At 64.3% G+C, this 21,141-nt stretch carries 18 protein-coding genes; 7 read left to right on the top strand and 11 right to left on the bottom strand.

Annotated features, from left to right (window positions below):
• From VIM61_04880 to VIM61_04855, 6 genes are all read right to left on the bottom strand, one after another.
• Positions 1-427 (bottom strand): type 1 glutamine amidotransferase (locus tag VIM61_04880; protein HEY8899724.1); only part of this gene is annotated, 427 nt, incomplete at its 3' end.
• Positions 424-3,096 (bottom strand): hypothetical protein, encoded by a 2,673-nt coding sequence (locus VIM61_04875; protein ID HEY8899723.1) that lies wholly within the window; start codon positions 3,094-3,096, stop codon positions 424-426. The genes VIM61_04875 and VIM61_04880, both read right to left, overlap by 4 nt.
• 57 nt (positions 3,097-3,153) lie before the next feature.
• On the bottom strand, positions 3,154-3,924 hold the full coding sequence (locus VIM61_04870) for a choice-of-anchor E domain-containing protein (GenBank protein ID HEY8899722.1): 771 nt from the start codon (positions 3,922-3,924) through the stop codon (positions 3,154-3,156).
• Positions 3,925-4,272: 348 nt separating this feature from the next.
• On the bottom strand, positions 4,273-4,938 hold the full coding sequence (locus tag VIM61_04865; GenBank protein HEY8899721.1) for a DUF4230 domain-containing protein: 666 nt from the start codon (positions 4,936-4,938) through the stop codon (positions 4,273-4,275).
• Between the two features lie 59 nt (positions 4,939-4,997).
• Positions 4,998-6,182: a hypothetical protein gene (locus tag VIM61_04860; protein ID HEY8899720.1), complete on the bottom strand. Its 1,185-nt coding sequence runs from the start codon at positions 6,180-6,182 to the stop codon at positions 4,998-5,000.
• A gap of 39 nt (positions 6,183-6,221) precedes the next feature.
• On the bottom strand, positions 6,222-6,686 hold the full coding sequence (locus VIM61_04855; GenBank protein ID HEY8899719.1) for a hypothetical protein: 465 nt from the start codon (positions 6,684-6,686) through the stop codon (positions 6,222-6,224).
• A gap of 7 nt (positions 6,687-6,693) precedes the next feature.
• Here VIM61_04855 and VIM61_04850 point away from each other — a divergent pair, with 7 nt between their 5' ends.
• The 6 genes from VIM61_04850 to VIM61_04825 all read left to right on the top strand — a co-directional run bounded on the left by VIM61_04850 (position 6,694) and on the right by VIM61_04825 (position 13,182).
• Positions 6,694-7,164 (top strand): hypothetical protein, encoded by a 471-nt coding sequence (locus VIM61_04850; protein HEY8899718.1) that lies wholly within the window; start codon positions 6,694-6,696, stop codon positions 7,162-7,164.
• A gap of 5 nt (positions 7,165-7,169) precedes the next feature.
• The gene (locus tag VIM61_04845; GenBank protein ID HEY8899717.1) at positions 7,170-8,516 is read left to right on the top strand and encodes a family 1 glycosylhydrolase; all 1,347 of its coding nucleotides are present in this window, start codon (positions 7,170-7,172) and stop codon (positions 8,514-8,516) included.
• Between the two features lie 59 nt (positions 8,517-8,575).
• Positions 8,576-9,532, top strand: a complete 957-nt coding sequence (locus VIM61_04840) for an NAD-dependent epimerase/dehydratase family protein (GenBank protein HEY8899716.1) — start codon at positions 8,576-8,578, stop codon at positions 9,530-9,532.
• 4 nt (positions 9,533-9,536) lie between these two features.
• Positions 9,537-10,646 carry a M20 family metallopeptidase gene (locus VIM61_04835; GenBank protein ID HEY8899715.1) on the top strand — a complete coding sequence of 370 codons (1,110 nt, stop codon included), beginning with the start codon at positions 9,537-9,539 and terminating at the stop codon, positions 10,644-10,646.
• Positions 10,647-10,763: 117 nt separating this feature from the next.
• Entirely contained in the window at positions 10,764-12,281 is a 1,518-nt protein-coding gene (proS, locus tag VIM61_04830; GenBank protein ID HEY8899714.1) for a proline--tRNA ligase, read from the top strand.
• A 1-nt stretch (position 12,282) separates the two neighbouring features.
• A complete protein-coding gene (locus tag VIM61_04825) occupies positions 12,283-13,182 on the top strand; it encodes an ROK family protein (protein HEY8899713.1) in 900 nt (299 codons plus the stop codon).
• Here the strand turns inward: VIM61_04825 and VIM61_04820 are convergent.
• Positions 13,179-15,173: a thioredoxin domain-containing protein gene (locus VIM61_04820; GenBank protein HEY8899712.1), complete on the bottom strand. Its 1,995-nt coding sequence runs from the start codon at positions 15,171-15,173 to the stop codon at positions 13,179-13,181. The two genes, VIM61_04825 and VIM61_04820, sit on opposite strands and share 4 nt — an antisense overlap.
• Before the next feature lie 145 nt (positions 15,174-15,318).
• Here VIM61_04820 and VIM61_04815 point away from each other — a divergent pair, with 145 nt between their 5' ends.
• Positions 15,319-16,155 carry a hypothetical protein gene (locus VIM61_04815; protein HEY8899711.1) on the top strand — a complete coding sequence of 279 codons (837 nt, stop codon included), beginning with the start codon at positions 15,319-15,321 and terminating at the stop codon, positions 16,153-16,155.
• A gap of 450 nt (positions 16,156-16,605) precedes the next feature.
• On the opposite strand, the gene mdoH is transcribed toward VIM61_04815, so the two are convergent.
• The 4 genes from mdoH to VIM61_04795 all read right to left on the bottom strand — a co-directional run.
• The gene (gene mdoH / locus VIM61_04810) at positions 16,606-18,705 is read right to left on the bottom strand and encodes a glucans biosynthesis glucosyltransferase MdoH (protein ID HEY8899710.1); all 2,100 of its coding nucleotides are present in this window, start codon (positions 18,703-18,705) and stop codon (positions 16,606-16,608) included.
• On the bottom strand, positions 18,702-19,256 hold the full coding sequence (locus tag VIM61_04805) for a hypothetical protein (GenBank protein HEY8899709.1): 555 nt from the start codon (positions 19,254-19,256) through the stop codon (positions 18,702-18,704). Before VIM61_04805 ends, mdoH begins: the two co-directional genes overlap by 4 nt.
• Positions 19,244-20,785: a glucan biosynthesis protein G gene (locus VIM61_04800; GenBank protein HEY8899708.1), complete on the bottom strand. Its 1,542-nt coding sequence runs from the start codon at positions 20,783-20,785 to the stop codon at positions 19,244-19,246. Before VIM61_04800 ends, VIM61_04805 begins: the two co-directional genes overlap by 13 nt.
• Before the next feature lie 148 nt (positions 20,786-20,933).
• Positions 20,934-21,141: 2-oxo acid dehydrogenase subunit E2 (locus VIM61_04795; GenBank protein ID HEY8899707.1), on the bottom strand; the 208-nt coding region annotated here is incomplete at its 5' end.

The following is a 21,141-nucleotide window of genomic DNA, read 5'->3' as shown; positions in this document are numbered from 1 at the left end:
GTTCAAACGTGTCGCCGTGCCAGTGGAGGACTTCGAGCGAGGCCGGCAGGTTGGCGAATTGCGCGCGGGCCTCGGCGGTGAAGTCCACGGGGAACCAGCCGATCTCGACGAGCGGATTCTGGACGACGCGGCCGCCGAGGGCATCGGCGAGGAATTGCGAACCGAGGCAGATGCCGAGGGCGGGGCGGCCGCAGGCAACGTGGGCGCGGATGAATGCGCGCTCGGCGCGCAGCCAGGGATGGGCGCGATCCTGGTAGATGTTCATCGGTCCGCCCATCACGAGAAGGGCGTCGAACGAGCCGGGATCGGGCAGGGCATCTCCCTGGTAGAGATGCGTGGTCGAGAGGACGTGGCCTTGTCCGGCGGCCCAGTCACCGATGATGCCGGGCCCTTCGGTGACGTCGTGCTGGAGAACGTGAATCCTCATGCTTTCACGGCCGCGCGGGTTTTGGCATCGGCCTGGGCGAGGTCTTCGATGCAGCGCGTGACGAGGGCGGTCCATCCGGTCTGGTGCGTCGCGCCGAGGCCGCGGCCGGTGTCGCCGTGGAAGTATTCGTGGAAGAGGACGAGGTCCTTCCAATGGGGATCGTCCCGGTAGCGCCTGTCCCCGCCGTGGCAGGGACGGGAGCCGGTGGCGTCGGGCGTGAAGAGCGAGGTGAGGCGGCAGGACAGGAAGTCCGCGACCTCGCTGAGATTCAGGAAAATGCCGGAGCCGCGGGGGCACTCGACCTTGAAATCCGCGCCGTAGTAGCGGTGGTAGCGCTCGAGGGCCTCGATGATGAGATAGTTGATCGGGAACCAGACCGGACCGCGCCAGTTCGAATTTCCGCCAAACATTCCGGAGGTGGATTCCCCGGGGGTATAGGGAACGCTGAGTTTCTCTCCGTTGACCTCGAACGTGAATGGGGCCTTCGCGTGCGCGGCGGAGAGCGAGCGAATGCCGTGTGGCGAGAGGAACTCCGCTTCGTCGACGAGGCGGATGAGAATGCGCTCGAGTCGCTCGCGGGAAGGCAGCGCAAGCAGCGAGATTTTTTTGCTGCTCGAGCGATCGCACCACGACATGTGGCGCGCGAGGTCGGGCCGGTTGAGCAGGAACCACTCCATGCGCCGGCCGAAACCGGTGAGCTTCGCGACCTCGTCGAGGTCGAGAATTTCCACCGCCAGCATCGGGATGAGGCCGACCATCGAGCGAGTCTTCAGCACGTGGCGGACGCCGCCCATACGGAGGTGATCGTAGTAGAAGCCGTCGTCCTCGTTCCAGAGCCCGGTGCCGTCGAAGTGATTCAGCGCGTCGGCGATGGCGATGAAATGCTCGAAGAACTTCGAGGCCATATCCTGATAGACGGCGTTTTCCTTCGCGAGCTCGAGGGCCATCGCGAGCATGGTGACGCAGTAGAAGCCCATCCAGGCCGTGCCATCGGCCTGATGCAGCTGGCCGCCCCCGGGGAGCGGGCGCGAACGGTCGAAGACGCCGATGTTGTCGAGGCCGAGGAATCCGCCGGCGAAGAGATTCTGCCCGTGCTCGTCCTTGCGGTTCACCCACCAGGTGAAGTTGATGAGCAGCTTCTGGAACGTGCTCTCGAGGAATTCGCGGTCGCGGAAACCGCGTGCATCCGCAATCTTGTAGACGCGCCACGCGGCCCACGCGTGCACCGGCGGATTCACGTCGCCGAACTCCCATTCGTAGGCGGGGAGCTGGCCGTTCGGGTGCATATACCACTCCCGCAACAGCACGGTGAGCTGTTGTTTTGCGAAGACGGGATCGAGCCGGGCGAAGGGCACCATGTGGAAGGCGAGATCCCAGGCGGCAAACCACGGATACTCCCATTTGTCGGGCATCGAGAGGACGTCCTTCGCGAAGAGATGGCGCCACTGGCCGTTGCGAATCCATTCCCGGCCGGGTGGCGGCGGAAGTTCGTAGGGGTCGCCATCGATCCAGTCGGCGATGACGTAGTGGTAGAATTGCTTGGTCCAGACGAGGCCGGCGTAGGCCTGGCGGGCGACGCGGTATTGCTCGGCGTTGACGTTCGCGGGAATGAGGTCCGCGTAGAAGTCGTCGGCGTCCTGAAGGCGTTTCTTGTAAACGCTCTCGAACCGCTCGGGGTCGAATTCGCCGAGGTCGCCCGTGCGGGCGCGAATCTGGAGCTGGAGCCTGGCCTCGCCGCCGGCGGGAATCTCGAGGTGGTAGTGGGCGGCGGTCTTCGTGCCGCGGAAGTTCGGGTTCACTGCGCCCTCCTCGCCGTCGACGATGTGGCGATGGAAGGCATCCTTCACCCACGGGGAGGCGTTGGGCTGCTTGTAGAGGCGGTCGGTATTCGTCTCGTTGTCGGTGAAAAGCCAGGCGTCGGGCTTGCGGGCGACGAGCCACTCGAAGTCGTGAAGCGTCTCGTGAGTGGTGGCCACGCGGCGCGCGCTGGTCTTCCACATGCGGGGCTTCAGCGTGCAGCCCTCGTGCTTGCAGCCCCAGCTCCAGGTGTTGCGGAACCAGAGCGTCGGCAGCACGTCGAGCGTGGCGGCCTCGGGCCCGCGGTTTGCGATCGTGAGCTGGATGTAGGTGTCGTCGGGGCCGGCCTTGATGTATTCGATGAAGACGTCGAAGTAGCGGCTCTCGTCGAAGATGCCGGTATCTTCGAGCTCGTATTCCAGGGCGTCGCGGCCGCGTTTTGCATTCTCGGCGACGAGCGCGTCGTAGGGGAAGGCGGTCTGGGGGTATTTGTAGAGGGCCTTGGCGTAGGAGGCCGTCGGCGTGGCGTCGAGGTAGTAGTAGCACTCCTTGACGTCCTCGCCGTGGTTGCCCTGGTTATTCGTCAGGCCGAAAAGGCGCTCCTTGAGAATGGGATCCTTGCCGTTCCAGAGGGCGACGGCGAAGCAGAGGCGGGACTGGCGATCGGTCCAGCCGAGCAGGCCGTCCTCGCCCCAGCGATACGTCCGACTGCGGGCATGATCGTGCGGGAAGCTGGCCCAGGCGTTGCCGTTGCCGGAATAATCCTCGCGCACGGTCCCCCACTGGCGTTCGGAAAGGTAAGGTCCCCACCGTTTCCAGTTCTTGTCCCGTTCCGCGTCTTCGACGACGCGCCGCATTTCCGCCGACTCCATAACCCGCGGGTTTTGTAGCGGGTGAAAGCCGGTTGGTCGATACTGCGGACGTGAAAATTAAATCGCGACGTGACGGCGACGGAGGAGAACAAGCAGGCCGAGGCCGGCGCTCACGAGAAGCGTGGTAGTGCCGGGCTCCGGCACGGCGGCGTAGGTGTAAATCACACTCACCGTTCCAGAATAGCCTGTGGTGCCTCCCCATGTGGTCGTGCCAGCGGTTGCCGTGGCCGTGAAACTGTAGAGGTCGGTCCCGGAAAGGGTGAGGGAATAAGTCCCGAGCCCCGACACAGCATTGAGCTGGCTGATCGTGCCGAATGAGGAAGTTGTATAGCCTTGGACGGCATTGCGGCTGCTTCCGGTGAGGGATCCGTCAGTCCCGGTGTTCCCTGATAGGTTGACACCGAGAACCGAGGCGAGGACGGTGCCGGAGGCATTGGCGGTTCCCATTCCGACCGGATTGGTGAAAGCAGCGTTGTTCACGCTTAAGGAAAGCGAGCGATCCAAGCTGACGGCGGTAATGAGATTAGCCGAAACAAGAGGGACTGTGGGCGAGACATCAAAAGTCGCGGACGTCATGGAGCCTGCAAAATCGGTGACAAATTGCACTGATTGAAGAGTTCCCAAGCTGCTGTCGAACTGTTGAAGCGTAAAATTCACGCTCTCGGTGTCCGAATTCGAATACGTGCCCAAAACACTGATTGCCGGGCTGATGGCCTGGGCGGTCAGGTTCAAATTTAGCGTTCCGGAGGTGTAAGTCACGGTGGCTGCGGAGGCTAGGGTGATGGCCGACAGCAGGATTGCTACGCTAAGGGTGACGATCGATTTCATGACGATGCCTTCTTGTTGGGTTGGTTGGTTGCGGGGCCGAGGGGCTCCGCGAATCCGCGTCGACGTGACGCAGAAAGGGACTGAGAGCGTGCCTGCCGAGATCCGAAGAGGGGAAATCTCAGCCGTGCCATGGGCGGTCTTGCGGGACGCCTCGCGCTCATGGGGATAAAGTAGTAAAAAGAATGAACTCGTGTCAATAAAAGGGTGAAAATAGGAATATCTACGGGAATGTGGAGGCAATTTTCGGCAGAGCTTGGGAGAATTGGGGCACGGAAAGGCCGAGAAAAACCGGGGACGTTCTGCCCGGGCGGAACGAGCGGATTCCGACAGTTCGGGATGAGGAGACGCCTACTCGCGAACGCCGCTGGAGGCGGAAAGCGACGGCGTGAACGTCACCGTGCGACCGTCCCGGGCAAGCAGCTCGGTGAGGCGTTTTTCGGCGTTCGTGCGGGCCTGTTCGCGAAGGTCGGATTCCCGGGCGCGGAGCGAGATTCGCAGGCGCAGCTCGCGGATGGCCTGTTCGCGGTCCGCGGCGGTAAGCCGGTTCCAAAGACCGTCCTCGTCGCGGAGAATGCGGACATCGTGCATCTCCGTGGCGAGAATTTCCGCGGGAGGGAGAGTCGCGCGCACGGCGCGGCTGGAATCGACCTCGATGACGAAGGGCTTCGAGAGATCGAAACCGGCGCGGATGACGAAGTCGGCCTCGATCTCGAAGGTCTTCGTGCTGTGGAGCCAGGATTCATCGAGGCGTTGCCGCTCGGTGAGGGTTTTCTCGAGGGTGACGAGCTTCAGCACGTCGCTTTGCTGCTCGACGATCGTGCGATGATGGACGACCACCTTTGGCCGGACTTGCAGGGCGTTCGCGACGCGGTCGGCGATCTCGAAGGCGGTGGCCTTCGTGCGATCGATCTTTTGCTGCACGACCCAGCCAGCCGCGAGAATGAGCGCGAGCACGCAGGCGGTGACCACCAGCGCGAAGCGGGTGGCGCTGCCGGCGGTCGAGCGGGGCGTCATTCCACGAAGCTAGCGGCGAATGCGCGGCGGCTCAATCGCGGGCGGCCGAGGTGTGAGGATCAGTCGATATCCTTGCCGTCCTCGGGAGACGTGATCGGCAGAATGCCATGGCGGCGAGCGAGGGCGATGTCGGTGAGCTGGTAGTCGGTCTCGTCCTCGGAATTGAATTTCTTGAGGTCCTTCTCGAGCTCGGCGGTCGCGTAGTCCACGGCGTTCTGGAAGCTGCTCCACGAGGGGCGTTTCTTTTCTTCGGCGACGAGGGCATCGGAAATGACGGGGGATTCCTCGTCGGCCTCGCTGGTGGTGTCGCCCATCATCGTGGTCTCGAGCCCGACGGTTTCGTTGCCTTCCTCGTCGAGATCGACCGCGAGGAACATGTGACCGGGCACGGTGGCCAGATACGGGTGGAGCCCGATCTTGCGGAGGATGGCGGCGAGCAGGACGGTGCCGTCGACGCAGTTCGCCTGCTTCGCGCGGATGGCGTCGTCGAAGAGCCGGACGTGCTGGCTGAGCACGGTGTCGGATTCCGATGCGGTCTCGGTGATGCTGCTGTATTTCATGCCGCGGCGCTGCATGACGTCCCAGATGGCATACATCTGGCGAAGCACCTGATCGGGATCCTCGCTCTGGTAGCCGTCGAAGCTATCGACGATGCCGCTCTCCAGCGCCTCGCGGAGGATGCGATCGACCCACGGATGGTTTTCGTTCACGTAGGCGGCGAAGAGAAATCCGTAGTCGCTGACGACGTCGTCGCCTTCGTCGACGGAGAAGAGGCAGTCGTTGATCGAGCGCAGGATGACGGTCTCGGTGCGCTCGCCGAGAGAAACGCCGTTCACGCTGACTTCCATCGTGATGTTGATCGGGCGGGGCTGGTGGACCTTCGTGAGTGCGTCGAAATCGTAGGCGACCTTCGGATGCACAAGCCAGTCGCCGCCCTTCGGCGCCGTGACGGTGATGCGCCCGCCTTCGATGAAGGGGCCTTTTTTGACATCGACGGTGATCTTCGCGCCCTTGGGCACGTGCTCGAGTTCCGCGCCGATCACGCCCTGCTCGTCGCCGAGATGCCGGTCGCCCCAGGAAGGCTGCTCGTCCTCGGGCAGGTCGATCATCGCGGTGCTCACCACGAATGACGCGAAAAGCTGATTCTCGGGATAGATATTTGGCTCCCAGGTCGTCTCGGCAGCGTGGGCGATGGTCGCAGCGAGGACGGCCAATGCCGGCGCGAAATAGAGACGAAGTGGCATTATGGAAACGGCGGGTTCGGGCCGGGAAGCCGGGCGGGCCTACATCGGGCCGGCGCCGCCAGCCTGGGAACTGATCTGGCGCAGGATCGGCCCGAATTCGCCGGACCACAGGCCGAGCATCTTCTGGCTGTCTTCGAATCCCGCCTCGCCGGCGTTGCTCACCCGCGACACGCGCGTGCCGAGCCGGAAATTGTTCGTGCCGGGAAGCGGCGTCATGACGAGCTTCACGCGCACGGTCGTCGTGACGCCATAGCTGCCGTAGAGAAGCTTGCCGAAGGCGCCGGCGGGTTTGTCGTAGCTCACCGAGTCCGGATAGCTCGCTGGTCCGACCGAGTAGCCGTAGTTCGGGAAGACGTTGTTCGCCGCGTCGATGATCGCGTTCACATTCGTGTTCGTCACGGTGACGGAGCCCGGGCCGCCGGAATTTGCGACCGGCGTCGCGAGGCAACCCGTGAGGAGGAAGGCGAGGGCGAGGCAGGCGGCGAGGGGAGCGAAAGTTTTCACGACGCGGATGATGCGCAGTCGCGTGCGGGGCGGCAAGCCGCGGCTTGCGGCGACCATGCGGGGCGTCTATTGCTCGCGGCCTATCGTCATGAACCCGATCAAAGTTCTCGGAGCCCTCCTTCTTCTCACCTTTGCCGTGGGTTGCGCCACCAACGACACCTCGAAGCAAAACCTGCTCACGCGGGCCGGTTTCCGGCCGTTCACCGCGACGAAACCCAAACAGATCGCCCTCTACAAGACGCTGCCGCCAAACAAGGTCACCGCTGTCTCCAGCCACGGCCGCACGTATTTCCTCTACGTCGATCCGAAGAGCGAGAACCGGATCTTCGCCGGCACGAAGCGGGAATACGCCGCCTACGTGCGCCTCCGCTCCTGGAAGAAACTCGAGACCGATGCCGCGGTCGACGGCGGCATCAGCCAGTCGGGCTCGAAGTGGGACGATTGGGATGGACTGAACGACGGCTGGTATTCTTTCTAAGGCACGTGAAACGCTCTGCCCTCGCCGTTCTTTTCGCCGCCAGCGCTCTTCTCACCGGCTGCAGCGCCCTCGATCCCCTGGGTCCGCTCGGTAAAGGCCCGCAGCCGCCGCCTCCGCGGTCGACGCCGAATCCCGCCGCAAAATTCGCGTGGGGCATTTCCACGGCGAGCTACCAATACGAGGATCCCGACCTGAAACCGACGGACGACTTCTCGACCGATTGGGACGTCCTCATCTCGCAGAAGAAGGCGCCGGAAAAGGGCAACGCGCTCTACACGTGGACGCACTTCGACAAGGACCTTGCTGCACTCCGGAAAATCGGCGTCACCCACTACCGCTTCAGCATCGAATGGGGCCGCGTCGAGCCGCAGCCCGGCGTGTATGACGAAGAAGTCATCCGACGTTACGTGGAGATGGCGCGCCGTCTGAAGGCTGCCGGCATCGAGCCCGTCATCTGCCTCTGGCACTTCACGTTCCCCGACTGGCTCTACGACCACAAGAAGCCCGGCAAGTCCAACTGGCTGCATCCCGACGTCCGCTGGCGCTGGAATGCCTACGTCGAGAAAATGGTGCGCGCCACCGCGCCCTACACGAACTTCTATGCGCCGCAGAACGAGCCGAACGGGCAGATCACCACGGCCTACATCGTCGGCGTGTGGCCGCCCGGCATGGACTTCGCCTTCGGCCATTACTGGAAGGCCATCGACGCCAGCACCGGCATGTTCCGTGACGCCGCGGCCCGCATCAGGAAGATCAAGCCGAGCGCCAAGGTGATGTGTGTCGAGGCTCTGCCATGGTGGGAACGCGCCCCGCTCGACCCCGATGGCCTCATCTACAACACGATGATTCACCAGAACATCGATCACCTCGACCGCATCTACGACGTCTGTGATATCCTCGGCATCAACTACTACTATTCACAGGCTCCGGGGCCGATCTCGCTTCTGGCCGAGCCCTATCGCCATGGCCCGAACTTCACGATGATGGGCTGGCGCATCGATCCGAACGGTCTCTACAAGGAAATCAGGCGCGTCGCGAATCGTTACGGGAAGCCGATGATGATCACCGAGAACGGCATCGCCACGAAGAACGACGAGAAGCGCATCAAATACATGCGCGAGCACCTCGCCGCCGTCGGTCGCGCCATCCGCGATGGCTACGACGTGCGCGGCTACTTCGCGTGGTCCCTCGCCGACAATTACGAGTGGCACTACGGCTACAAGGCGACGTTCGGCCTCTCGACGATGGATCCGAAGACCTACGACCGCGTCTTCAAGCCGTCCGCGAGCTGGTTTTCGAAGATGATCCACACGCATCCCACGGTCGGCAGCGTCGAGACCATCCAGCCATGAGCGCGGCGTCCCGCCAAAAAGCCTTGCCCGCATTTTTTTCCGCCCGATAGGGTTCTGCGATGAAGATTGTCGTAACCGGCGGAGCCGGGTTTATCGGTTCGCACGTCGTTCGTCGTCTCCTCGACGACGGCCACGACGTCGCGGTGATCGATAACTTCACCGATTTCTATGCCCCGGCGATCAAGCGGGCGAACGTCGACAGCTTTGACGGGCGGGCGCGGCTTCTCGAGATCGATATCGAGGACTTCGGCGCCGTGCAGGGTGCTCTTGCCGATGGGAAATTCGACGTCGTCATCCACCTCGCCGCGCGAGCCGGCGTGCGGCCCTCGATCGAAAATCCCCGCGGCTACATCGATACGAACATCACCGGCACCTACAACCTCCTCGAGGGCGCTCGTGCCGCCGGAACGAAGCGGTTTGTCTTCGCGTCGAGCTCCTCCGTTTACGGCCTCTCGAAAGTCGTGCCCTTCTCAGAGGACCTGCCCCTGCCGCAGACGCTCAGCCCCTACGCCGCGACGAAACTCGCCGGCGAACAGATCTGCGGGAATTTCTCGAATCTCTACGGCATGCGCGTCGTCTGCCTGCGCTTCTTCACGGTCTATGGGCCGGGGCAGCGTCCGGATCTGGCGATCCACAAGTTCACCGACATGATCGAGCGCGGGCAGGCGATCCCGAAGTTCGGCGCCGGGGAAACGCGGCGCGACTACACCTACATCGACGACATCGTGCAGGGCGTGCTCGGCGCGGTCGATTACACGGAGAGTGGCGCGGAGGCGTTCGACATTTTCAACCTCGGCGAGAGCGAGACGACCACGCTCAACGAGCTCATCGCCGCCCTCGAGGCCTCGCTCGGCAAGAAGGCGGTCATCCAGCAACTGCCCGAGCAGAAGGGCGACATGCCGCTCACCTCGGCCGATATTTCCAAGGCACGCCGGCTGCTCGGCTACGATCCGCACACCAGGATCGCCGACGGCATCCCGAAGTTCGTCGCGTGGTATCGAAGTTTGCGAAACTAAGGCCATGCCCGCCAGCGCCACCGAACTGCTCCAGGAGCTGATCCGCATCCCGAGCGTCAATCCGGATGGCGAGCCCGGCACCGATGGCCTCGGTGAAAAAGAGATCGCCCGCGCCATCGGCGATTTCCTGCGCGGACTCGGTGCGGAGGTCACGCTGCCCGAGATCCTGCCCGAGCGGCCCAACGTCGTCGCGCGGTTTCCCGCCGATCGCCCCGGCAAGCCTCGCCTGCTCCTCGCTCCGCACACGGATACCGTGAGCGTGGGCGGAATGACGATCGATCCTTTCGGGGGCGAGCTCTGGGACGGGAAAATCTGGGGCCGCGGCGCGTCCGACACGAAAGGCTCCATCGCCGCGATGCTCTGGGCGCTGAAGGAATGCCGCGATGAATTGCCCGGGCTGTCGCACGAAATCTGGTTCGCCGGCCTGATGGGCGAGGAAGCCGGTCTCCACGGTTCGCAGCATCTCGCTGCGCGGGAGACCTTCGACTTCGTGATCGTCGGCGAGCCGACCGGGTTGCAGGTCGTCCACGCGACCAAGGGATCCTCCTGGCACACGCTGCGCGCCCGGGGCACCGCGGTGCACGCTTCCGCTCCCGAGCGCGGCGACAACGCGCTCTACAAGATGGCCGACGTGCTGCGCTGCATCCGCGACGAACTCGCTCCGGGCCTGGCGAAGCGGCGGCATCCGGTGCTCGGTTCGCCCACGATCAGCGCCGGCACGATTCGCGGCGGCACGAAGGTCAACGTCGTTCCGGATTATTGCGAACTCCTGGTCGACATGCGCACGGTCCCGGGGCAGGAACTCGAGACGACGCTTGCCCGTCTGCGCGAGATTTGTCCCGGTCTTGAAATCGAGAGCTGGAGCGCGCCGCCGATGTTCACCGAGCCGGAGCATCCGATGATCCGGGCGTTGGAACGCGTCGGCGCGACCTGCACGACCGCGGCATGGTTCTGCGACGCGGCCAGTTTCGCCGAGCGAAGCGTTCCGGCGGTCGCGGTCGGCCCGGGATCGATCGAGCAGGCGCACACGAAGGATGAATTCCTCGCCGTCGCCGACCTCGAGGCCGGCGTGGATTTTTTCCGGCGCTTCCTGACGAGTCTCTCCCCCGCCTAGGTTCCTCCTCACTGGCGGCAGGGTGAAATCCGTGAACACCGTGACCTCCCGCAGCCCGGGGCGGCCAGATTCCGTTTGTATCCGCAGGGCGGCGTAAGCAAGATCGGCCGCTTCCGTATGTCCGAAAAAACCGCCATCTCGCCGCGCCGCGCCGAGGATTTTCCCGAATGGTATCAACAGGTCGTCCGCGCCGCCGACCTCGCCGAGAACTCCGAGGTGCGTGGCTGCATGGTCATCAAACCATGGGGCTACGCGCTCTGGGAGCGCATGCAGGCCGTGCTTGACGGCATGTTCAAGGCCACGGGCCACAAGAACGCGTATTTCCCGCTCTTCATCCCGCTCTCGCATTTGCAGAAGGAGGCCGACCATGTGGAAGGCTTCGCGACGGAGTGCGCGGTGGTCACGCATCACCGCCTCGAGAAGACGGCCGAGGGCAAGCTTGTGCCCGCCGGCCCGCTCACCGAGCCGCTCATCGTGCGGCCGACGTCGGAGACGATCATTGGCGCGACCTACGCGAAGTGGGTGAGCAGCTACCGCGACCTGCCGATTCTCATCAACCAGTGGGCGAACGTCGTCCGCTGGGAGATGCGCCCGCGCCTGTTCCTGCGCACGGCGGAGTTCCTCTGGCAGGAGGGTCATACCGCTCACGAGACCGAGGCCGAGGCCGTGGAGGAGACTGAGAGAATGCTCGGTGTTTACGAGACTTTCGCCCGCGACTACCTCGCGATTCCTGTCCTCACGGGCGAGAAGAGCGAGAGCGAGCGTTTCCCGGGCGCGGTGCGGACGTATTGCATCGAGGCGATGGTGCAGGACCGCAAGGCGATCCAGGCCGGCACATCGCACTTCCTCGGGCAGAACTTCGCGAAGGCGTCGGACATCAAGTTCCAGGGGCGCGACGGCCAGGTGCAACACGCGTGGACGACGAGTTGGGGCGTAAGCACCCGCCTCATCGGCACGCTCATCATGGCGCACGGCGACGACGACGGCGTGATCATCCCGCCGCGCGTGGCGCCCTCGCAGGTGGTGATTCTCCCGATTACGCCGAAGCCCGAGACCCGCGCCGCGGTGCTCGAGGCCGCACACAGGCTGGCCGCGGACCTGCGCACGCAGTTCTATCACGGCGAGCCCGTGCGCGTGGAAATCGACGAACGCGATCTCGGCGGCGGCGTGAAGAGCTGGGAGTGGATCAAGAAAGGCGCGCCGATTCGCATCGAGATTGGCCCGCGCGATATCGAGTCCGGCACCGTCGCCCTTGCGCGCCGCGACAATTCGCCGAAGCAGAAGGAATTTCTCCCGCAGTTCGAGGCGGTGAACCGCGTGTGCACGATCCTCGACGAGATCCAGGCGAGCCTGCTCGAACGGGCCACCACCTTCCGCGACGCGCAGACGAAGGTCATCGATTCGAAGGAGGAGTTCTACGCGTATTTCACCGCCAAGAACGCGAACAAGCCGGAGATCCACGGCGGCTTCGCGCTCGCGCATTGGAACGGCAGCGCCGAGGCGGAGGCGAAGATCAAAGAGGATCTCAAGGTTACGATCCGTTGCATCCCGTTCGAGGAAAACCCCGAGTCGGGCACGTGCATCTTCACGGGCGAGCCGAGCAAGCAGCGCGTGGTCTTCGCGAAGTCCTACTGACATGCATCTCGTCGGCATCGACCTCGGAGGAACCAAGATCGAAGGCGCAATCGTCGATCCCACGAATCCTTCGTCCGCACTCTTCCGCACGCGCGTGCCGACCGAATCCGCCGGCGGCTACGACCACATCATCGGCCAGGTCGGCAAACTGCTCGCCGAGCTGCGCGCGCATTACCCGGGAACGTTTCCGGGCGTGATCGGCATCGGCACGCCCGGCACGCGCGACCCGAAAAGTGGCCTCCAGCGCGGCTCGAACACCCAATGCCTGAACGGGCGCCCCTTCCGCGACGACCTCCAGCGCGCGCTCGGCGTGAAGATCGAGATCGCGAACGACGCGAACTGCTTCGCGCTCGCGGAGGCCACGATGGGCGCCGCGCGCGGCTACGAGACGGTCTTCGGCATCATCATGGGCACGGGCTGCGGCGGCGGATTCGTCGTGAACGGGCACGTGCTCAACGGTTGCCACGGCATCGCCGGCGAATGGGGACAGATTGTCATCGAGCCCGATGGCGAAATGTCCGGCTACGGCACGCGCGGCATCATCGAGACGATCCTCTGCGGCCCGGCGCTCGAGCGATACTACGCCGGCGTGGCCGGGGAACCTCGGCCGCTCAAGGAAGTCGTCGCGCGGGCGCTCGCGGGGACCGATCCGCACGCCATCGCGACGATGACGCGGATGACGGATACCTTCGCGCGCGCGCTGGCGATCATCATCGACACGTTCGACCCGCATGCCGTCGTGGTTGGCGGCGGTGTGGGCAACATCGACGCGCTGTATTCCGATGAGACGCGGGCGAAAATTTCGTCGCACATTTTCGCGCCGACCTTCGAGGCCGCGCTGCTCAAGCCCACGCTCGGAGACAGTGCCGGCGTCTTTGGCGCGGCCATGCTGACGGCCTAGATTGCCGTCGGATCGGTGATTGGCGCGCGGCAGGCGAAATCCTCGCAAACGTAGAGTGCGGCGCGGCCCTTCACCGGGAGCATGGCGGCGGTCGCCGGCGTGTGGCCGGCGCGAACAACGACGCGATTTGGCTCGTGGCGACGATGGATCGCGCGCAGGAACTCCTGAGGATCCGGACCGGCGATCACGAATTGACGCGGCGGCGTGAGGAACATGTCCAGCGCGCAGAGCATCTGCGGCACGGCGGAAGGCATGCGATGAAGAATCGTCTCGAAGGATGCGAGAATGCGGCGCGCCCGTTCCGTGAAGGCGTCGTCGTGGGTCATCCACGCGAGGCGGAGAAGATTGCGCGTGGCGACGGCGTTGGCCGAGGGCTCGGCGCCGTCGTAGTCGTCACGCAGGCGCAGCGGCACAAGCGGATCGCCCTCCGCGCTGCCGAGGTAGGAGCCGGTGGATTCGTCGAAGAAGAGCGCATCCTGCTTCGCCTGGAGCTCTTGCGCCCACTCGAACCACGCGGGATCGAGGTCGGCCTCGTAGAGATCGAGCAGGGCCTGGATGAGGAACGCATAATCCTCGGTGAAGGCGCGAATCGACGCGCGGCCGTCGCGCCAGGTGCGGAGGAGTTCGCCGGTCGCCGGGTCGAATAATTCCGCCCGGACGAATTCCGCGGCGCGGCGGGCAATCGCGAGATAATCGGGCGCATCCATCGCGGCGCCAGTGCGGGCGAACGCGGAAATCATGAGACCGTTCCAGGCGGTGAGAATCTTGTCGTCGAGATGCGGGCGGGGCCGCCTCGCCCGAGCCTCGAAAAGGATGGCGCGTTCGGCCTCGAGCGCGGGCTCGGCGGCGCGCTCGACGAGGATGTTCTTGCCGGTGAATTCGTGATGCGGATCGGCGGCGGGATCGACGTTGCCGCCGGACTCGACGCCGTAGCGTTGACCGAAAATCGCGGCGCGTTCGGGGCCGAGAAGGCGCCCGATTTCATCGTGAGACCAGACGTAGAACGCGCCCTCGGCGTGCGCGGGCTGGCCATGCTCGAGCAGGCTGTCGGCATCCTCGGCGGAGAAAAAGCCGCCCTGCGCGTGGGTGAGATCGCGCGTGACGTAGCCGAGAGTCTCGCGGACGAGCACGGCAAAATGGGCGTCGCCGGTGATCTGCCAGGCGTCGAGATACGAGCCGACAAGCTGCGCCTGGTCGTAGAGCATTTTCTCGAAGTGCGGGACGTGCCACGCGCCGTCGACCGAGTAGCGGTGGAAGCCGCCGCCGAGGTGATCCCGCATGCCGCCGGCGGCCATCGCGCGCAGGGTGTGGAGCGTTATCTCGAGCGCCTCGGGCTCGGGCCGGCGGAGGAGGAAATTGAAGACGGATGGACGCGGAAACTTCGGGCCGCCGCCGAAGCCGCCACGGGCGGCATCGTAGTTTGTCGCGAACGCGTCGAATCCGGCGAGGAGCGGGGCCGCGTTGAGTTCGAGGCTGGCGGACGGCGGCGTGGAGGTTTCGCGGAGAGAGGCGATGACGTCGGCGCCCTGCGCGAGGATGCGATCCGGTTCCGCGGCCCAGAGCTCGGCGATCCGCTCGAGGACGGTGGCGAATCCCGGCCGGCCGTAGCGGTCCGTCGGCGGAAAGTAGGTGCCGCCGAAGAACGGCTCGCCCTTCGGCGTGAGCCACACGCTCATGGGCCAGCCGCCGCTGCCGGTCGTCGCCTGCACGAAGGCCATGTAGAGGCGGTCGATGTCGGGGCGTTCTTCGCGGTCGACCTTGATGCTGACGTAGAACTCGTTGAGGACGGCGGCGATCTCCGGATTCTCGAACGATTCATGCGCCATCACGTGGCACCAGTGACAGGTCGAGTAGCCGATCGAGAGGAAGACGGGTTTGTTCTCGGCCTGCGCGCGGGCGAAGGCGGCCGCGTTCCACTCGTGCCAGTGCACGGGGTTGTCCGCGTGCTGGAGCAGATAGGGCGACGTGGCGGCGGCGAGTTCGTTCGACATGCGATTCGAGTCTCGGACGAAGGACCGCCATCCGCAATATCGCCATCGCTCAAAAGAATTCCGCAAGTTTGGGAAACTCGCGCGTAGATTTCAGATGGATTCAAAAAAAAATAATTTTGGCTCGGGATGTGGGATCCTGAGAGGTGTGATTGCCGGCGCTGCCGGCCTTTTTTGTGGCGGGTTGCTGCATGCGACGGAGGTGATCAAGTTCTCGAACACGAGTCCGATTGTCCTCTCCACCGGGCTGAGCGCGCAGGGCTCGCCGTATCCTTCTTCCATCTCGTCGCTCTTTCCGAAGGGCAAGATTGCCTCGATCAGCGTGACGTTGAAGGGGCTGACCCATACGAATCCCGACGACCTCGACATCATGCTGGTGGGGCCGAACGGCGCGGGGATCATCCTCATGTCCGACGCGGGCGCGAATCTGCCGGTGAACGGCGCGGATGTGACTTTTGCCGATGGCGCGGGGGTAATTCCCAACGGCAGCCAGATCGCGACTGGCACCTACGGCCCGGCGAATTACGAGAGCACGGCGGATTTCTTCCCGTCGCCGGCGCCTTCGTCCGCGGGTTCGAACCTGTCGATTTTCAACGGCCTGAAGCCCAGCGGAGCGTGGGCGCTTTACGTGTATGACGATCAGGACAACAACGGGGGGGTGATCGCGGGCGGATGGTCGATTCGCCTGGTGATCGATCAACCGCCGGTGCCGAAGATCGACGGCGGGCGGTCGGCATTGACGACCGCTCAGAGCTTCCTCGTGAAGGGCAGCGCGAAAGACGACCTGACCAAGGTGACCCAGGTGTTCGTGCGAGTGAACAATGGCCCGCTCAAGCTGGCAAAGGGCCGCAACAAATGGAAGGCCCGCGTGAAGCTTCGACTGGGCACCAACAAGGTCCGCGTTTACGCGTCGGACACCGTTGGAAACCTTTCCTCGCCGACGGTTCAGCGCCTCGTGCGCCTGCCGGCGGGTTCGAGTCTCTGAGGCTGATCTTCGCGGTGAATAACGGTGTCCCGGCGCCCCCGGGGCGCCGTTATCGCGGCGGGTATTCCCTGACGTTCAGAACGTTCTTTGGATGGAAGGCGTTTTTGAGTCGTCCAAGGGGAGCTTCTGCCGCGAAATAGCGGTGTGAGATGGCGTGTGATTTTCGTGTCGATGATGTTGGTAGGGGCGATCGGATGCTCGAGTGTGGAGCGGGAATCTCGCCGGGCTCGAAGTGTGGTCGCCGCGACCGGAGATCACATCGAATCGGGGGTGCATACCGCGACTCACAAGGCGCGGAGCTGGTGGAGTCGCGTTTTTGGCGGCGGGGATCGCTCGGATTCCCGATCTTCCAGGCGATCGTCCGGAAGGTCCGCTTCTTCGAACGGACGCTACGATACAGTTTCGCCCCAATACGTGGGCACGGATAACGCGATCGACGACCGCTGAGGCCTAAGGCGTCTGGCGCGCGGCCTGGGCCTCATTGTAGTGATGCATCGCGAAGCGCCACCACGGGTGCAGTTCCGTCTCGCTCGCCTGCCAGAGGCGGCGGTGGAGGGAGATGAGGGATTCCGAACTCCAGAGCAGGGCCATCATTTCGCGCCGGGAAAGGACGTCGGGCCCTTCGGTGAGCAGGCGGGTGGTGAGGGCGTCGAGGTAGTCCTGCTTGTGCTTCGCGTGCACGCGGGAGCGGCGGAGCAGTGAGATGTGGACGGCGTTCGCGAAGGGAGCGAGGAGCGCCTGGAGGAGGCCGTAGTGCGGGGTATTCGCGAGGGTGAGGGGACGAATGAGAGCCTCGGGCGGTTCGTCGAGGTTGGCGAGGATCGCGGGGGGATGGATTTCCTCGGGAATGAGCAGCAAACGGCGCCGCCGCAGCCACTGGCCGATGCGGTCGGAGCTGGTGAGCATGACAAAGGGCACGGCGAGCAGCCAGCCGAGGAGCAGCGGTGAGAGCCAGAGGGTGAGCACGGGCGCCCAGTGGAGGGTCGCGGCGGTGATGACGATGCCGGCGAGAGTGAGCAGGCCGTATTCGCGCACGGCCTGTCCGAAGGGAATGGCGGAGTCGCTCCGATTCTGCGTTTTCCACGTGACCTTCACGCCGAGCAGGGTCAGCACGACGAATTGCGTGTAATACCACAGCATGATTGGCGCGAGCAGCACGGACGCGACCGTTTCGATGACACTGCCGCCGAGCACCGAGCCCAGGCCGCCGAAGAGCTTGCGGCGAACAAGCGTGTAGAGAAGTCCGAAGAACTTCGAGGCGAAGAGAAGGATGAGCGTGAGGCCGAGCAGGAGCAGGCTGGTCCACCACGTCTCGCTCGCGAGGGAGAGTTGGGAGGAGAGCAGGGCTCGCTGTTGCTTGCCGTAGAAGTCGATGGCGTTCAGCGCGATGAAAACGACGAGCAACGGCGCGCTCAGATAGGCCATGAGGCCGAAGAAGATGTGGATCCGGTTCGTGAATCCCGTGCGCGGCGCGAAGAGGAACCAGAAGTGCTGGAGATTGCCCTGGCACCAGCGGCGGTCGCGCTTGAGGCTCTCGGTGAGGTTCGGCGGCCCTTCCTCGTAGCTGCCGGACTCGTCGTAGGCGAACCACACCTGATAGCCGGCCTGCTGCATGAGCGCGGCCTCGACGGTATCGTGGCTGAGAATGTGACGGGCTGCGGCGCTGCGACCCGGGAGCTCGGGCAGCACGCAATGCTCCATGAATGGCTGGAGCCGGATGATGGCGTTGTGGCCCCAGTAGTTGGCGCCGGCGAGGTGCCAGAAATTCGAGCCGGCAGCAAAGATCGGGCCGAGCGTGTGGGTGGAGAACTGGACGAGGCGCTGGTAGACCGAGGTGCCCCGGATGATGGCGGGCTGCGTCTGGATGAGGCCGACCTGCGGGTTGGCATCCATCGCGCGGGCGAGGCGCACGAAGGCGGAACCGGTCATCACGCTGTCGGCGTCGAGAATGACCATGTAGCGGTAGCGCCTGCCCCAGCGGCGGCAGAAGTCGGCGATGTTGCCGCTCTTTCCGTTCAGCGAGACGCGGCGCTTGCGGTAAAACACGCGCCCGTAGGCCTCGAGTCGGGAGCACAGGCTCACCCAGGCGCATTCCTCGTCGATCCAGTTATCGGGCTGGTTCGAGTCGCTGAGGATGAAGAAGTCGAAGGCGTCGCCGTGGCCGGTCTCGCGCAACGAGAGGAGCATGTTCTCGAGCGCGCGGAAAATGCGGGCGGGATCCTCGTTGTAGACCGGCATCACGATCGCGGTGGAGCCCGGGGGCGTCGCGGGATCCGCGTCCTCCAGCGTGCGCATGATCTGGTAGGGTTCGCGACGCAGGCGGATGAGAAAACCCCAGAACGCGATGGAGAACCCGAAGGCGATTTGGCCGAAAAGCACGATGAAGAGCGCGAGCAGCACGCCCTCGAGCCAGGTGACACCGTCGTGGCGATAGGTCGCGAAGAGCAGCCAGGCACCGGCAATGGTGATGCCCCCGCCGGTGGCGAGGAAGAGCGCCTGGCGCAGGGAAGCAGCCTCGGCGGGAAGATCGGCGGCACGGGAGAATTTCATCGCTGAAAGAATTGGAGATAGCAGCCGTAGGCGGCGAAAAAGATGATGACCCAGATGACGAAGGCCCGCAGGACGTGGGCCCACGAGAATTGCTGCCACGTTTCCTCGGCGATGTCTTCCATCGCGCCGTAGTCGACTTCGGTGCGGATGAGGCTGGAGAACTCGAGCGCCGGCCCCGCCTGCAGCGAGGCGGAACGGACGGCGGCCAGAAGGTCGGCGGGTGGGTTGGGGGCCAGAAACGCGGAAGGCCATTTGCGATGCAGGCCGCTGGCGAACCACGCGGCGCGGCCGCGGGCGGCGAGCTGGGGATCCGGCGGGGAGGAGTCATCCGCAAGTCGGGCGAACCACGCCTCGATGCGTGTGGTGGCGATCTGCATCGTCACATCGAGTGGCGTGCGCGAGGGCGTCTCGGCATGGCGGCGGCGGGCTTCTTCGAGCAGCTCGAGGTTGAGTTCGAGCAGGTGCTCGCGGTCTTCCACGCGGTGCACGCGCAGATAATCCTCCAGCCGCAGGGCGGCGGCGTTCCAGGCGTCGAGATTTACTTCACCCATGTGTAGGACCAGGTTTCGGTGAGCGGTTTGCCATCGCGACGGAGCGTGCAGAGCATTTCCACGGGATTGCCGACGTCGGAAGCGGTGACGCCGAAGGTAATCTGCCAGTCCTTGGTGCCGGGAATCTGCTGCACCTGCACGTCGGAGAGGATGCCGGTCTTGTCGATCCAGATGTCGGGCGTGGGGCGGGTGTCGGCCGGGAGGTTGTTCAGATCGCCGCCGGAGAACGTGAGCACGATTTTCCGGAAATTCGGTTTGTCCTGATAGTCGATACGGGTGGAAATGCAGGCGCCAAGGGGCGGCAGGCTGCCGTTTTTCGTGAAGGCCGTGAGGGCATAGGCGATCTCGGTGCGACCGGTCAGGCCGCCTTCCGGCCGCCAGTAGGCCACGACGTTGTCGTCGAATTCGTTGCTGGTCGCGTTTTGCATCAGGACGACGGACCCCGCTCCCCAGTCCCCGTCGGGCTGCACCCAGGCGCTCGGCCGAAGGTGGTAGTTCGCCTCGAGGTCCTGATAGTGGGTGAAGTCGCGATCCCGCTGGAAGAGGCCAAATCCCTTGGGATTCTGGTCCGAGAAAACGTTGACCTGACGCTGTTTCGCCCACGACAGCGGATGCCAGATCCATTCGCCATTGCCGCGCTGCATCTGGAGACCGTCGGAGTCGTGCACTTCCGGCCGCCAGCCGCCGAAGGTGTTGCTCGTGTTCTCGCCATACCAATACATGCTCGTGAGCGGCGCGTAGCCGATCTCCTTGATCGTGCGTTTGGTGATCTCGCCGTTTTTCTTTTTGACGAGCCGTGGGAAAAGCACGGCGCGCACGTGAATCTTCGACTCCGGGCCGGGCGCGACGCGGAACTCGTAGGCGCCCGTGAGGTCGCGGCCCTCCAGCAGGGCGTAGAGAACCATTTCCGAGGCGCCGGCGGAGGGCTTCACGAGCCAGAACTGCGTGAAGTTCGGGAAATCCTCTTTGCCGAGCGAGTCGATGGTGATGCCGCGGGCGGAGAGGCCATATTGCTGGGATTTCGCGAGGGGACGGAAATAGCTCGCGCCCTGGAAGACGAGCGCTTCGTCGAGCACATCCGGCTTGTTGACCGGGTAGTAGAGCCGGAAGCCGGAATATTGGCCGAGTTTCTCGTCCTCCGGCGAAAGTTTCACCAGCGGGCCGAAGGTGAACTGCTCCGGCGAGAAGCGGACCTGCCGGGCGCTGTCGCGATTGACCTGATAGACCGTCACCGGCATCGGGCTGTGCGCGTCGCCACCGCCGGCCGCAAAGAAGAAGCGGACCTGGAAGGGCAGCCCCTCCTTGCGCCAGAGAGTCTGGTCCTCCTTGAAGCGGATGTCGCGCGTCTGGTCGTAGTTCAGCGCCCGCAGGGGGGCGGCGATCTTCGGCGGGGCCTGGTAATCCTCGCTGCTGAGGCCCTGGGCGATGCCGACGACGTTGTCGAAGGTGACCGTTTTCTGGCCGCTCTGGCTGATCACAAATGCCAGCAAGAGGGCCGTCATTACGGCAAAGACGAGGTGGGTTTTCATCCGTAATTTACGAGGAATAACGCAAATCGAAGTCGGTGTGGCTCTGAATAATCCGCAAAATTTTCGCAGGAGTCGGGACCTCCGTCTTCTGGAAATAAAGGACCCCGCCCTCTCGGGCGGGGTTGCGAAAAGGAACTTCGGGCCGGGCCTACGTGCCGAGGAGAAGGCGCATCGGGTTTTCGATGCAATCCTTCACGCGGACGAGGAATGTCACGGCCTCCTTGCCGTCCACGACGCGGTGGTCGTAGCTGAGGGCGAGATACATCATCGGGCGGATGACGACCTGTCCTTTCACGGCGACGGGGCGGTCCATCGTCTTGTGCATGCCGAGAATGCCGCTCTGGGGCGGGTTCAGG

This window comes from Chthoniobacterales bacterium (assembly GCA_036569045.1).
GTDB lineage: Bacteria > Verrucomicrobiota > Verrucomicrobiia > Chthoniobacterales > JAATET01 > JAATET01.
This window is presented reverse-complemented; position numbering and strand designations above follow the sequence as displayed.